At 71.9% G+C, this 13,536-nt stretch carries 12 protein-coding genes; 3 read left to right on the forward strand and 9 right to left on the reverse strand.

Annotated features, from left to right (window positions below; genetic code table 11):
- Positions 1 to 6 precede the first annotated feature (6 nt).
- On the forward strand, positions 7 to 729 hold the full coding sequence (locus tag ACYVF7_RS12540) for a CHAP domain-containing protein (RefSeq protein ID WP_460339076.1): 723 nt from the start codon (positions 7 to 9) through the stop codon (positions 727 to 729).
- Positions 730 to 778: 49 nt separating this feature from the next.
- Here ACYVF7_RS12540 and ACYVF7_RS12545 read toward each other — a convergent pair whose 3' ends face one another.
- Together ACYVF7_RS12545 and ACYVF7_RS12550 are read right to left on the reverse strand one after the other, a co-directional pair.
- A complete protein-coding gene (locus tag ACYVF7_RS12545) occupies positions 779 to 1,135 on the reverse strand; it encodes an arsenate reductase family protein (protein WP_460339077.1) in 357 nt (118 codons plus the stop codon).
- A gap of 92 nt (positions 1,136 to 1,227) precedes the next feature.
- Positions 1,228 to 1,389, reverse strand: coding sequence for a hypothetical protein (locus ACYVF7_RS12550; RefSeq protein WP_460339079.1), 162 nt, complete (start codon positions 1,387 to 1,389; stop codon positions 1,228 to 1,230).
- Between the two features lie 203 nt (positions 1,390 to 1,592).
- Here ACYVF7_RS12550 and ACYVF7_RS12555 point away from each other — a divergent pair, with 203 nt between their 5' ends.
- Positions 1,593 to 2,726, forward strand: a complete 1,134-nt coding sequence (locus tag ACYVF7_RS12555) for an FAD-dependent oxidoreductase (protein WP_460339081.1) — start codon at positions 1,593 to 1,595, stop codon at positions 2,724 to 2,726.
- Between the two features lie 34 nt (positions 2,727 to 2,760).
- Here the strand turns inward: ACYVF7_RS12555 and ACYVF7_RS12560 are convergent, their stop codons facing one another.
- The 4 genes from ACYVF7_RS12560 to ACYVF7_RS12575 all read right to left on the reverse strand — a co-directional run bounded on the left by ACYVF7_RS12560 (position 2,761) and on the right by ACYVF7_RS12575 (position 5,667).
- Positions 2,761 to 3,219, reverse strand: coding sequence for a response regulator (locus tag ACYVF7_RS12560; protein ID WP_460339083.1), 459 nt, complete (start codon positions 3,217 to 3,219; stop codon positions 2,761 to 2,763).
- Entirely contained in the window at positions 3,216 to 3,572 is a 357-nt protein-coding gene (locus ACYVF7_RS12565; protein WP_460339085.1) for a helix-turn-helix transcriptional regulator, read from the reverse strand. The genes ACYVF7_RS12560 and ACYVF7_RS12565 overlap by 4 nt, the downstream gene beginning before the upstream one ends.
- Before the next feature lie 162 nt (positions 3,573 to 3,734).
- Positions 3,735 to 4,583 (reverse strand): alpha/beta hydrolase family protein, encoded by an 849-nt coding sequence (locus tag ACYVF7_RS12570; RefSeq protein ID WP_460339087.1) that lies wholly within the window; start codon positions 4,581 to 4,583, stop codon positions 3,735 to 3,737.
- A 175-nt stretch (positions 4,584 to 4,758) separates the two neighbouring features.
- Positions 4,759 to 5,667 carry an aminoglycoside phosphotransferase family protein gene (locus tag ACYVF7_RS12575; RefSeq protein WP_460339089.1) on the reverse strand — a complete coding sequence of 303 codons (909 nt, stop codon included), beginning with the start codon at positions 5,665 to 5,667 and terminating at the stop codon, positions 4,759 to 4,761.
- A 285-nt stretch (positions 5,668 to 5,952) separates the two neighbouring features.
- Here ACYVF7_RS12575 and ACYVF7_RS12580 point away from each other — a divergent pair, with 285 nt between their 5' ends.
- Positions 5,953 to 7,533, forward strand: a complete 1,581-nt coding sequence (locus ACYVF7_RS12580) for a serine/threonine-protein kinase (RefSeq protein ID WP_460339091.1) — start codon at positions 5,953 to 5,955, stop codon at positions 7,531 to 7,533.
- A gap of 106 nt (positions 7,534 to 7,639) precedes the next feature.
- Here ACYVF7_RS12580 and ACYVF7_RS12585 read toward each other — a convergent pair whose 3' ends face one another.
- From ACYVF7_RS12585 to ACYVF7_RS12595, 3 genes are all read right to left on the reverse strand, one after another.
- Positions 7,640 to 9,775 carry a SpoIIE family protein phosphatase gene (locus tag ACYVF7_RS12585; RefSeq protein ID WP_460339093.1) on the reverse strand — a complete coding sequence of 712 codons (2,136 nt, stop codon included), beginning with the start codon at positions 9,773 to 9,775 and terminating at the stop codon, positions 7,640 to 7,642.
- Between the two features lie 315 nt (positions 9,776 to 10,090).
- Positions 10,091 to 12,349 (reverse strand): Orn/Lys/Arg family decarboxylase, encoded by a 2,259-nt coding sequence (locus ACYVF7_RS12590; protein ID WP_460339095.1) that lies wholly within the window; start codon positions 12,347 to 12,349, stop codon positions 10,091 to 10,093.
- A 199-nt stretch (positions 12,350 to 12,548) separates the two neighbouring features.
- A complete protein-coding gene (locus ACYVF7_RS12595; RefSeq protein WP_460339097.1) occupies positions 12,549 to 13,442 on the reverse strand; it encodes a TIGR03620 family F420-dependent LLM class oxidoreductase in 894 nt (297 codons plus the stop codon).
- Between the last annotated feature and the right edge of the window lie 94 nt (positions 13,443 to 13,536).

Genomic DNA, 13,536 nt, shown 5'->3' on the forward strand with positions numbered 1-13,536 from the left:
TCTGATGTGGCCTGGATCAGACGAAGCGGCCTGACGATCGGGGCGAGCGCGATGGCGATCGTGCTCGGCGTCTCGACGGCGAACGCGGCGACCGGCACGGTCAACACCAGCGGTACGGCCCTGACCGTGCGCTCCGGCGCCGGCACCGGCTACGGCTCGGTGGGGACCGTCGCGGACGGAGCGAGCGTCACGATCACCTGCCAGACGCGCGGCACCACGGTCACCGGTACCTACGGCACCAGCAGCGTGTGGGACAAGATCAGCAGCCCGGCCGGGTACGTCGCGGACGCCTACATCTACACCGGTTCAGACGGCACCGTCGCACCCCCGTGCGTCCAGACGGTCACCGACGATTACCCGTACAAGTCCGACTCGTGGAGCGACGCGGATCCCTGGCTCTTCTACAAGCGGGAATGCGTCTCGTTCGCGGCCTGGCGGGTCCGTCAGCGCCTCGGCGTCGACTTCACCAACTCCTACGGCGGCGTGCACTGGGGCAACGCCATCAACTGGGACAACGCCGCGGCGTCCGCCGGGGTGAAGGTCGACCACACCGCCAAGGTCGGCGCCGTCGCCCAGTGGAACACCGGGACCTACGGCCACGTCGCGTACGTCGCCCGCGTGAACAGCGACGGCACGATCCTGGTCGAGGAGTACAACTACCTCAGCGGCCACAACTACGACACGCGCACGATCAGCGCGAGCAGCGTCGGCAACTACATCCACTTCTGAGCCGGTCGGCCGGGGCCCGTGCGGGTGGGCGCACGGGCCCCGGTTCCGCTCACTCCAGGACGGACCGAACGGCCTCGGGGGAGCGGCCGACCACAGCGGTGCCGTCGTCGGCCGTGATGATCGGCCGCTGGATCAGGATCGGATGCTCGGCGAGGGCGTCGAGCCACCGGCCGCGGGTCGCGGGCTCCCGCTCCCAGGACGCCATGCCCAGCTCCCGGGCGACGGCCTCGCCGGTACGGGCGATGTCCCAGGGCTCGAGCCCGAGACGCCCCAGGACCTCCTCGAGCTCCTGCCGCGTGGGCGGCTCGTCGAGGTAGCGCCGTACGGTGTACTCCGCGCCCTCTTCGTCCAGCAGCGAGAGGGCGGACCGGCATTTCGAGCAGCGAGGATTGATCCAGATCTCCACGCGCCCATTCTCCCCCGCGCGCCGGCCGAAGCGCTAAGCAGAACGTGACGATCGACGGCGTACTCGAGACGGCGGCTGAGCGATCGGTCAGGTCAGGACGGGGCGCTTTCGGTGGACCCGCCCTGCTCGTCGCCGGCGGGCATCGGCCGGTCACCGCCGTCGAGGAGCACCCGCTCCAGCTTGGCGAGGAACAGCACCAGCACCAGCGCGGCGATCGGGATCATCACAGGTGTAACCAATGCCGTGATCAGCATCCGGCACGCCCCCTCTGTGCCGATCCGTACGCACCAAATGCCCTGCCCGCCCAGAAGGAGAAGTTTTTCTGTTTTGAGTAGATATCGCGTCAGATGGGCAAAGCTTGCGGCCGGTGACCAGGGAGGCGGGTGATCCGCGCGCTAGGCCCGAACGTGTTCGTTAAGAACTTGTTCGCAACGAACACGTTCGTTACAGTGCGGGCATGAGCACTCATGACCCCATCGCCATCGTCGGCGCCGGCCTCGGCGGCCTCGCCCTCGCCCGCATCCTGCACGTCAACGGGATCCCGGCCGCGGTGTACGAACGCGACGCCTCGCCGGAGGTCCGCACGCAGGGCGGCATGCTCGACATTCACGATGACTCCGGCCAGGTCGCCCTGCGGGCCGCCGGCCTCCACGACGAGTTCCGCGCGATCATCCATCCCGGCGGGGAGGCGGTCCGCGTTCTCGACCAGCACGCCGTCGTCCGGTTCAAGGAAGAGGACGACGGCGAGGGCGGCCGCCCGGAGGTCGAGCGCGGCCGGCTGCGCGACCTCCTGCTGGGCTCACTGCCCCCAGGCACCGTCCGCTGGGGCGCCGGGGTCACCGGGGCCCGCTCGCTGGACGACGCGCGTCACGAGGTGACCCTCGCCGGCGGCGCCGTCATCACCACCGACCTGCTCATCGGCGCCGACGGCGCCTGGTCCAAGGTCCGGCCGCTCCTCACCGGCGCCGTCCCGGAGTACACCGGCATCACCGTCGTCGAGGCCGACCTGCTGGACGCCGACACCCGTCACCCCGGCAGCGCCGCCCTCCTCGGCGGCGGCATCTTCTTCGCGCTCGGCGAGGGTAAGGGCTTCCTCGCCCACCGCGAGCCCGACGGCAGCCTCCACGTCGCCATCGCCCTGTCCACGCCCGAAGACCGAGTGGCCGGGATCGACTTCGCCGACACCGACGCCGCGAAGACCGCCGTACTGGAACACTTCGCCGGCTGGGACCCGCGCCTGCGGGCCCTGATCACCGACGCCGACGGGCGGCTCGTCCCGCGCGGGATCCACGCGTTGCCGATCGGCCACCGCTGGGACCGGGTCCCGGGCGTCACCCTGCTCGGCGACGCCGCCCACGTGATGTCGCCCTTCGCCGGGGAGGGCGCCAACATCGCCCTGGCCGACGCCGCCGACCTCGGTGCGGCCATCGCCGCGCACCCCGGCGACACCGAGGCCGCGCTCGCCGCCTACGAGCAGGCGATGTTCGCGCGCGGCGCGACCGCCGCCGCCGAGTCCGCCGCCGGCCTCGTCCTCTGTTTCGGCGAGGACGCGCCGCAGAGCCTGGTCGACATGTTGGCCGGCGCCGAATGACCCGGCGTTTCCAGCCCGGCGAGGGTGTGGTCGATCAAACGGTCGCCGGATGGCGGGGCAGGCGTGCGGTTCTCGTGAAGAAGCGGTTGATCTGCTGTACGGCGGTCGTGAAGTCGTCGAAGTCGACGGGCTTCGTGACGTAGGCGTTGGCGTGCAGCAGATAGGTGCCGGTGACGTCGTCGGTGTTGGCAGAGGTCGTGAAGACCACCACCGGGATCGAGCACAGATCCGCGTCGTTCTTGATCTGCTCGAGCACGGCGCGCCCGTCGTACTTGGGCAGGTTCAGGTCCAGCAGCACGAGGTCGGGGCGGAACGCGGCGGTGTGCGGGCCCCGCCGGTGGAGGAAGTCGAGGGCCTCCTCCCCGTCGCCGACCACCGTCAGCTCCGGGGGCGAATCGACGCCGGGCTCGGCGAACGCCTCCCGGATCAGCATCTGATCACCCGGATCGTCCTCGACGATCAGGATCGCCGTCGGCTGGCACGGATTCGTCATTGCGTCGTTCCCCGCTCGTCGGCCTCCGGTGTTTCCGGCGTGTGGTCGTCGTCGTGGCGGGTGAACACGGTGAGGAGTCCTTTGATGCGGTGGTCGGCGTCGGCCGGGTGCCGGAACGGGCGAGTCGGGTCGACGCTGTAGTGGTTGCGGCGCCCGACCCGGGTGCGGGTGATGTAGCCGGCCTCTTCGAGGTCGGTGACGATCGTCTGGGCGGCGCGCTCGGTGATGCTTACGGCGGCGGCGATGTCGCGGAGCCGCGAACTCGGGTTGCGGGTGATCTCGACCAGCACACGGGCGTGGTTGGTCAGGAATGTCCAGGTTTTTTCGCCGGGGCTGCTGCCGGCTTGGCCCACAGGTTCTTCTCCTTCGCGGGTAAGGCGCGGCTGAGCCGGCGACTACGGATGTCGTTTTACCGAATGTTATTTCCTGTAGCGAGACGACGGTAGCGTACGGCCGCTGCCTCAGGGGCGTGCCGGACCGGTGGCCGCCGGTGAAGTCCGGGCGGCCACCCCGGGTCACCATCCCGGGGGCAGATGACGGCCGAGGAAGTCCAGCAGCGTACGCGCGAGCCGCACGCGGTGGTCCGACAGGGCGTGGTCGGTGGCGAACACGTGATGTTCGAGACGCCGAACCGGGTGGGCCTCGTACGCGTCGACGACCGGCTCGTGGTGCACGGGCGCCGGGGTGACCGCGTCGCGTCCGGTGCCGATGAGCAGGACCGGCCGCTCCGCGAGCCGTGGAGCCAGCCCGGCCAGGCTCCACGCGTCACCCGCCGCCTCCATCTCGGCGACGAGCGCCTCGCCGCTGGTGCCGCGCAGCGGCGCGAGTTCGCCGTCGAATATCTCGACGTACGAGGCGCGCAGCGCCGGGTCGGCCCGGCAGGCGGCGGCCACCCGTCCGAAGTCGAACCCGGCCACCGAGGCGACGGCGGTGATCGACGGGTCGGCCGCGGCGGTCATCAGCGCGGCGAAGCCGCCGGCGCTGTGCCCCGCCACCGCCGTCCGCGTCGTGTCCAGCCGGTGAGCGGCCGCGAACTCCGGCTCGCGCACCGCCGTCACGACCCGCGCGGCGTCCTCCAGCACATGGCCCCACGACCAGGAACCGCCGACTCCCCATGAGCCGCGGTAGTGGAAGACGAGCGACGCGTACCCTGCCCGGCGCAGCACCTGGGCGAGGTCGAAGTTGCGCTCGTTGCCCGGAAAGCCGTGCAGCAGCACGACGACCGGATGCGGTCCGGGGCCGGCGGGGAGGTGGAGCACTCCGAGCAGCGCGGTGCCCGCGCTGTCGAAGGTCACCGCCGGAGTGCTCGCGGCGGGCGCCACCTCGGGCGCCGGGTCGGTCACGAGAGGGTCGAAGGTGGTCAACGGCGGCACTCCCAGAGATCGAACCGATCGTTACGATGACCCATTATGTCCATCGCGGTCCAACGGAGGCCGACGCCCTCCACCGGCGCGGCCCGTACGCGCGCTTGCGGCCAGGACTCCGCGCGGGCTCCGGACCGCGCGGCGCCGGAATCAGGCGAAGAGCGCGTGGTCGGGATCAGGCGAAGAGCGCGTGGTCGGCCAGGACCTCGTCGACCACGCGGCGATGGCCCGCCACCCGTTCGGCGTCGATGCCGTCGGCGAGGCAGAGGAGGGCCTTCCACAGCGCCCAGCCGCGGGCCCGTGCCCACGTGGCGGGGTCCTGGTCGACGGCGGTGCGGAACGCCCGCCGGCTGCGGCCGGAGAACAACGTCCAGGCGATCACCAGGTCGCAGGCGGGGTCGCCGACGCCGGAGGTGCCGAAGTCGATGACGGCGGAGAGCCGCCCGCCGTCGTCGACGAGAAGGTTGCCCGCGGCGATGTCGCCGTGGAACCACACCGGCGGCCCGGCCCATCGCGCCTCGAGGGCGGTCTCCCACACGGCCCTGGCCCGGTCGGTATCGACGCGGCCGTCGAGCGCGGCGAGGCAGCGGCGGGTCTCATCGTCGTAGTGCGCGAGTGGCGCGCCACGGTAAAAGGAGTGGGCGCCGGCCATCGGCCCGCCGGCGGCGTCGGCACGCTGAAGGGCGCGGATGAAACCGGCGACGTCGGTCGCGAATTCGCGCGGATCGGCGATGCGTTCGGGGGCCGCGGTCCGGCCGTCGATCCAGCGGCGGATCGACCAGTTGAAGCGGTAGCCCTCGCCGGGAGCGCCTTTCGCCAGCGGCGTCGGGACCGGCACCGGCAGGGAGGGCGCGAGGACCGGCAGCCACCGATGTTCCTTGTCGACCGCGGGCGCGTAGCCCGCCTCGGTCGGCAGGCGGACCGTCATCTCGTCCCCGAGGCGGTATGTGCGGTTGTCCCACCCGTCGACCTCGACCGGTGTCACGGGAAGCCCGCTCCACTGCGGGAACTGCGCCGCGACCAGGCGCCTCACCAGCGCCGCGTCGATCCCCGCGCGCCCGTCCCGATATCGATCGTCGATCACCCGACGAGTGTCGGCGTCGCCCCCGGGGCCGTGCAAAGGGTTTTTGTGTCCGGCGGAGGTCCGCGTCACGATCCGGTGAGTCCCCCGGCGCCGTGCGACGGGTTTTGTTCCCGGCGGAAAAAGGGTTTTTGCCTCCGGTGAAATACGCCGCAGTCGGTGAGTCCCCGACACGGACGGCCGTACGGGCGAAATCTCGCCACTTGTGTACGGGGAGCGGTGAACCGGCCACCCTTTGCTCCCGTCTCACATCTGGCGGACTCTTCCGGACGGAGGGACGATCGGGCCATGCGCGTTGGAAACAGGTACGAACTGCTCGGCAGGCTCGGTCAGGGCGGCATGGGAACGGTCTGGCACGCGCACGACGAGCTCCTCGGCCGTGATGTGGCGGTCAAGGAGGTGCAGTTCCCTCCGGAGCTGAGCGAGACCGAGCGCCAGGAGCGCCACGCGCGGACGATCCGGGAGGCGCGGTCGGCCGCGCGGCTCAGCCACCCGAACGTCGTCACCGTGCACGACGTGATCGAGGACGAGGGCCGTCCGTGGATCGTCATGGAGCTGGTCGCCGCCCCGTCCCTGCAGAGCGTGATCGACGCCGAGGGGCCACTGCAGCCACAGCGGGTCGCCGAGCTGGGGCGGCAGATGGTCGCGGCGTTGCGGGCGGCGCACGCCGCGGGCATCGTGCATCGGGACATCAAGCCCAGCAACGTCCTGGTGGCCGACGGCGACCGCGCCGTCATCACCGACTTCGGCATCGCGGCGATCGAGGGCGACGCGACGCTCACCGGCACCGGCGTGCTGATCGGCTCACCGGCCTACATGGCTCCCGAGCGGGCGAGCGGCGCGCATGCCGGGCCCGCCGCCGACCTGTGGTCGCTGGGCGCCACCCTCTACGCCGCCGTCGAGGGCCGGTCGCCGTTCGAACGGTCCGGGCCCGTGTCGACCATCGCGGCGATCATGGTGGAGGAGGCCCCGCCGTCCCGGAACGCCGGGCCGCTCGCACCGGTCCTCGCCGGCCTGCTCCGCCGGGAACCGGCGGACCGGATGACCGCGGCCGAGGCGGAGCGCCTGCTCGCCGCCGCCGCGGAGGGCACCCAGCCCGACGTCGTCGCGTGGACGATCCCGGTCGCCGCGCCCCAGCCGGCACCGGTGGCGGCCGCGGAGCCCTCACGCCGGCCCGCCGCGATGGTGCTCGCGAGCGCGCTCGCCGGAGCCCTCGTCGTCGCGGCGTTCGGCGCGGTGTGGCTGCTGGGCCGGCACTCGAACAAGACCCTCCCGACCGCGACCACCTCCACCGCCGCGAGCCGCTCCGACGGATCCGGCGGCTCGGGCGGCTCGGGCGGGACATCGCCGTCCACCGCTCCGGACTTCGGACAGGGCTCCAGCCCGGACTCGGGCTCTTCCCCGCGCACCGGCCGGTCGGCCTCCGTCTCTCCGGCGGCGGCCTTCCCCGGCAACTGGACGACGCAGAGCGAGAGCGACTTCTCGGTGTCGGCACCCTCCACCTGGTCCCGGCGCAGCGACGGGAACAACTTCTTCTACCAGGACTCCACGACCCGCTACCTGCTGCAGATCAGCACGACGTCCTGGAACGGCGACCCGCAGAGCCAGGCGCAGAGCGTGGGCGACCACCTGGCCGCCACCTTCCCCGGCTACCGGGAGGCCACGGTCACCCCCGTCACCTACCGCGGTGTCCAGGCCGCGGACCTCGACTTCGCCTACGACCGCTCGACCGGGGTCGAGCGCGTCAAGGACCGGTTCTTCCACGTCGGCGGCCAGGCCTTCGCCATCTACTTCCGGATGCCGGCGGACCAGTGGCCGGACTCCCAGCGGTACCTCGACCCGATCTTCAGCAGCTTCCAGCCACGCTGACGCATCGGCCCACCCGGCGCCCCCGGCACGCTCCGGCGCGCCGTCGCCGGTCCGCCTGGGTCGGATCGAACGCCGCGTCGCCGGGCCGAGGGCGCCGGGGTCCCGCTCAGGGCGTGGTCCGCAGGAGGAGCAACGCGATGTCGTCGGTGCGCGCGGCGACGGGGCGGGCACGGTGGAGAAGCTCGTCGATGAGCTCGTCCAGGGGGAGGCCGGCCGCGTCCGCGAGGTGGCGCGTGAGGTCGGCGGTGCTCTTCGTCATGTCGACGCCGGGGATCTCCACGAGGCCGTCGGTGTAGAAGGCGAGGATCGCTCCGGGCGGCAGGGGCAGGGTCGTGACCGGGTACGGGGCGTCGATCCCGATGCCGAGCAGCGGGCCGGGTTCGATGTCGAGGATGCGTGCGCTCGCCCGGGACCCGGGGTCGGCCATGAGCGGGGACGGGTGGCCCGCGTTGGCGAAGGCGATCCGGTGCTCGGCGAGGTCCAGTTCGGCGTACAGGCAGGACACGAACAGGTCGGTCTGGAAGTCGGCGAGGATGCGGTTCGCGCACGCCAGCACCTGGCCGGGGGACCCTCCGGCGGTGGCGTGGGCGTGGACGGCGGTGCGCACCTGGCCCATGAGGGCCGCGGCGGTGACATTGTGCCCCTGCACGTCGCCGATGACCGCGGCGGCGGTGGTGTCGCTGAGCCGGACCAGGTCGTAGAAGTCGCCGCCGATGTCCATGCCGTGGGAGGCGGGAAGGTACCGGGCGGCGACGTCGAGTCCGGACATCGCCGGGAGGGCGTGGGGCAGGAGGGCCTGCTGCAGCCCGTGGGCGAGGTCCTGCTTGGCGTCGTAGAGGCGGGCGCGGTCCAGTGCCTGGGCGACCAGGCCCGCCAGGGAGGTGAGGACGGCGCGTTCGTCGGCGGTGAAGTGACGCGGATGGTCGTAGGTGAGGGTGCAGTTGCCGACGGGCTGCCCGGAGACGATCAGAGGGAGGAACGCCCACGCCTGCTTGCCGCTGAGCTCGGGGAGCTCGGGATACGCGGCGGACATCTCATCGGGATCGGCGATGAAGTGGGGGACACCGTTGGCGAGGACGTGGCCGACGGGGGAGACGTCGGTGTCCAGCGGCAGACCGTCGAAGCGCTCGATCACCTCCGGGTCGTAACCGCAGTGCCCGAGGATCTTCAGTCGTCCGGCTTCGATGGCGGATATCACCATGCCGTCGGCGCCGAAGGCGGGCAGGATCTGGTTGGCCACCAGGTCGACGACGTCCCGTACGCCGACCGTCTCGGTCAGCGACGCCGCCAGGTGCACCAGCTGGTACAGCCGTCCGACGCGGACGGGGCGAGCGGCCGTGGCGTCCGTGTCGGCGGGAGGAGACGGGTGCGTGGGCCGGTGCTTCTCGCCCGTGTCGATCGGGGTCACGCGGACGCTGATGCCACTGGCGTCAGGGTAGAGCTGGAGCTCCAACCAATGGTCCGGCGGCCGCAGGACGGCGTAGGAGACCGGCTCGCGGCTCATCACCGCGGTGCGGTAGTGGTCTTCGTTGGCCGGGTCGTCCAACCAGGGCATCGACTGCCAGGGCCGGGTGCCGAGCAGCTGTTCGCCGCTGCGACCGAGGAGTTCGGCGGCGGTGCTGTTGACGAAGGTGATGCGTCCCTCGAGGTCCAGGGCGACGCAACCTTCGGGCAGGCGTTCGGCGAAGTCGACGGCCGCGAGGCCGAACCGCGTCGAGCGCGCACCCGACCGGCCGTGCACCGGGACGATGCGCGGCTGGTCGGGGATGTCGGCGGGGTGGGCGGCCTCGTCCAGCAGCCGGGCGATGCGCCGGGCGCTGGAGGTGATGTGGCTCCGTTCGCGGTGAGTGGCGGTCGTCGGGTGGCTGGGAGGCCACGTGAGCATCAGCGCCCCCCAGGGGCGGCGCGCGCCGATCAGCGGCGCCGCCGCGAGCGCGAGCCGGTAGGGCCAGGTGGCCGCGACACGGGGATACACGCGCGCCATGTCCTCCTGCCGGCCCATCCACACCAGGCGCTCCTCCCGCAGCGCGTCCGCGGCCGGGCTCGGCCAGGACAGGGGCACGTGCAGCCATGGCGTGACGAGCTCGGGCGGTATGCCGCACACCACGGCGAGCCTCAGCATCGGCTCGTCCTCGTCGATCAGGTAGATGCTCCCCGCCGAGGCGCCCGTACGGAGGACGGTCGCGGCCAGTTCCCGGTCCAGGAGGCCGAGGCCGTCCGGCCGCTCATCGCGCGCGGCCACTGAACTCTCCTCGCGGTCCCGCCGGACTCCGCCGGGCGCCATGGCCACAGAGGCCCTCGCCGGCGGATCCCCCGGGTCCGGCGCCGGTGGACGCTCCGCCGAGCGCGGCGTGGCCGGGGCCCGGCACATCGATCGTCGCCTCGACCGGACGGGCCTGCCGCCTGGCCGCGGGGAGCACCTCGGCGGTGCGTCGGCGCACGGGCGAGTGGTGCCGGCGGCCCCCGTGAAGGGCGTCCGGTCGCCGGGCCCCCCGCCGACGGCAAATGCCCATATCCGGACAATACGCCTCGTCGGCGGAGGTCGGCGCAGGGGTGTTCAGGCGATGACGCACTCGATCCAGTAGTGGCCGGTGTCGTCGCGGTGGGCGCCGTGGATGTCGGTGGCCATGAAGGGGAAGGCGCGGTCGAAGTCCTCCAGGGCGCGCAGGTAGTCCATCAGCGGTCCGTCGTCGGGACCGGTGGACTCGCCCGGCATCAGCATCGGGATGCCGGGCGGGGTGACCACGACGGTCGTGGCGGAGATCCGGCCCGCCAGCTCGCTCAGCGGGACCCGCTCGGTCCTCGACCGGATCAGAGCCTGGTAGCAGTCGGCCGGCGTCAGGACGGGCGCGGGCAGGTCGGTGAAGACCTGGTCGAGCAGTACACCGAGCTTGGAACCCCGGAGTCTGCCGTGGGCCTGGTCGCACAGCGTCCGCACCGTCACTCCGGACGGGCCGAATCCGGGCAGGATCTCGGCGAGGGGGAGGCCGCCGTCGTAGGCGTTCTTGAAGTCGATGAGGGCGTCGATCAGGGTGCCCCACTTGCCCTTGGTGATGCCGATGGAGAACAGCACGAGCAGGGTGTGGTCGCCGGTCTTCTCCACGACGATGCCGCGCCGCTCCAGGTAGGCGGCCACGATGCGGGCGGGGATCCCCCACTCCGTGGTGCCGCCGGTCGCCTCCGCGCCGGGGCAGGTGATCGTCACCTTGATCGGGTCGAGTATGCAGTGGCCGTCGTCCAGGCCGTCGAACCCGTGCCAGGCGGCGCCGGGCCGCAGCGTCCAGCAGCCGGGCTCGGTGGACAGCAGCTCCGGGTCGGCGTCCTCGAACGGCACCGTGACGCCGGTGCGCGGGTCGGTGGCCTCCGGAGGCTGCCAGACGCCGAAGAACCAGTCCGGGCGGGTGCCGTCCTCCCGGATCCGGCGGGCCAGCCGCACCATCGCCTGCCGGAAGCGGACCGCCTCGACGATCGCCTCGCCGGTCAGGAAGGGCCCCGACGGCCCGTCCATCATCGCCGCCGCGACGTCCAGTGAGGCGATCATCGGGTAGAGCGGCGACGTGCTGGCGTGCATCAGGAATGTCTCGTTGAGCCGGTCGTAGTCCAGCGGCGCGCGCGGCGACGGGCGTACGTGCAGCATCGACGACTGCGACAGCGCCGCGAGCAGCTTGTGCGTGGACTGCGTGGCGAACACCGTCGGGCGCGCCGGGCCGGGCACGGAACGCTCGTCGACGGACATGCCGTAGCGGTGCTCGTAGAGCGGGTTGAACCGGGCGTAGGCGAACCAGGCCTCGTCGAAGTGCACGCGCGGGACCGAGGTGCCCAGCAGCTCCGCGACCCGGACCGCGTCGTAGCACAGGCCGTCGTACGTCGAGTTGGTGATCACCGCGTATTTGGGCTCGGGGTCGGCCGCCCCCGCCGTCATCGGATGGTTCGCCAGCCGGTCGCGTACGGCCTGGCCCGACAGTGTCCCGGCCGGGATCGGCCCGGCCAGGCCGAGCCCGTTGCGCTCGGGGACGAGGTAGACCGGGCGGGCGCCGCTGATGGCGAGGGCGTGCTGGATCGACTTGTGGCAGTTGCGGTCGACCAGTGCCAGCTCGTCACGGGCCACCGCGTGGTGGCCGACGATGCGGTTGGCGGTCGAGTTGCCGTTGACGACGAAGAACGTCCGGTCGGCGCCGAAGATCCGGGCGGCGTTGCGCTCGGCGTCGCCGATCGGCCCGGTGTGCTCCAGCGGCGAACCCAGCTCCGGGACCGAGATGGACAGGTCGGTGCGGAGCAGCCGCTCGCCGTAGTAGTCGAAGAACGCCCGGCCCACCGGCGACTTCAGGAACGCCACGCCGCCAGCGTGGGCGGGGGTGTGCCAGGAGTAGCGGTGGCGGTCCTCCAGGTGCCGCAGCGCCTCGAAGAACGGCGGCAGGATCCGCTCGGTGTACTCCTCGGCCGCGTGCGCGATGCGCCCGGCGATGAAGTCGGGGGTGTCCTCCAGCGGGAAGACGTAGCCCTGGATCACCTCGTACACCCACAGGGGGACGTCGCGCGGCTCGCGCTCGGCGGTCAGGAGGAAGACCGGCAGGCGGTGGAACCGGCTGGTCACCGCCTCCATGATGTCCTCCGCGCCGGGGGCGTCCCACGCGGCCAGCACCGCGGTCAGCGTCGCGTCCGAGCGGATCACCGCCAGTGCGTCGGCGCTGCGGTGCGTCCAGCGGACCTGCAGATCATGCTCGTCCATCGCCGTACGAAGGCGGCGCAGCTGCTCGGCGATCGCCGAGTCCGCGTCGGGCCGCTCGTCGACGGCGACGAGAATCATTCGCTCCATTGCAGAACCTCCACGTCGCCGGGGAACGCCTGCCGGTGCGGGGGAGACCGGCCGACGGCCACGTTTTGTAGCTGAGGCAATGCGAAACGTAACAGTGGTAGTGATCGACGGATAGTATCCATCGAGTATCCGAGAGTGACCGTCGCGCCAGTGCATTCGCCCCCGGCGGTAAGCGCCCCGTGGATCGGGCGCCGCCGTCTCAGGGCAGGAGCGCGTCCCCGAGCAGCCGCCACTGCGGCATCGCGGACCGGCCCGGCTCGACCCCGATCACCTGCACGGCGACGTGGTCGGCGCCGGCCTCGAGGTGGGCGTGGAGCTTCTCGGTGATGGTGTCCGCGTCACCCCAGAAGACGAGGTCGTCGACGATGCGGTCGCTGCCGCCACCGGCGATCTCCTCCTCCGAGTAGCCCAGCCGGCGGAACTTCGCGACGTTGTACGGGGTGTTCAGGTACGGGTGCAGGTGCTCGCGGGCGATCGCTCGGGCCTTGCCGGGGTCGGCCTCGAACAGCACCGGGTGCTCGACCGCCAGGAACGCGTCCGGTCCGAGGATCTCCCGGGCCTGCGCGGTGTGCGCCACGGTGACGTGGTAGGTCTGGGCGCCGGCGGCGCGGTCGCGGGCCAGCTCGAGCATCTTGGGCCCGTACGCGGCCAGGATGCGGCGGATCGGGGCCTGCGGGACGGGGTTGGGCGTCTCGACCGCGTCCATCTCGTCGAGGTACTCCACCATGGCCGCCAGGGGCTTGACCCCCGGTCGCGGCTCGCCGCCGAAGCCGAGGCCGAGCACGTGCCGGTCGGGGTACGCGTCGGCGAGCAGGAGGGCGGCGCCGTACGTCCACCGGGCCCCGCGCGACCAGACCTGGGCGATGCCGTTGACGACGCGCATCCGTTCGGTCTGGGAGAGCAGGTAGGCCGCGTGCGTGAGCGCCTCCCGCCCGAGGAGCTCGGGGAACCAGAACGCCTGCCAGCCCTGCTCCTCGAGCTCCTGGATCGACTCGCGCATCCGCGCGGCCGGCTGGTGCTCGAAGTCGAAGGTGTAGACCCCGAACCTCCCGAGATCCAGTCCGTCGACGCCGCCCATCGCACTCTCCTTCATCGCGTCACGATCAGAACGCATCGAAGTATCGCAGAATTACGATATGAGTGCCAAATTGCGTTCGACGGTTCACCGAGTGCGAGATGTGCCGCGC

Source organism: Actinoallomurus acanthiterrae (assembly GCF_054775715.1).

Coding starts and splice junctions, on each gene's coding strand:
- ACYVF7_RS12560 (WP_460339083.1), bottom strand. CDS start 3,219: ATGACGAATCCGTGCCAGCCGACGGCGATCCTGATCGTCGAGGACGAT.
- ACYVF7_RS12555 (WP_460339081.1), top strand. CDS start 1,593: ATGAGCACTCATGACCCCATCGCCATCGTCGGCGCCGGCCTCGGCGGC.
- ACYVF7_RS12595 (WP_460339097.1), bottom strand. CDS start 13,442: ATGAAGGAGAGTGCGATGGGCGGCGTCGACGGACTGGATCTCGGGAGG.
- ACYVF7_RS12580 (WP_460339091.1), top strand. CDS start 5,953: ATGCGCGTTGGAAACAGGTACGAACTGCTCGGCAGGCTCGGTCAGGGC.
- ACYVF7_RS12550 (WP_460339079.1), bottom strand. CDS start 1,389: ATGCTGATCACGGCATTGGTTACACCTGTGATGATCCCGATCGCCGCG.
- ACYVF7_RS12590 (WP_460339095.1), bottom strand. CDS start 12,349: ATGGAGCGAATGATTCTCGTCGCCGTCGACGAGCGGCCCGACGCGGAC.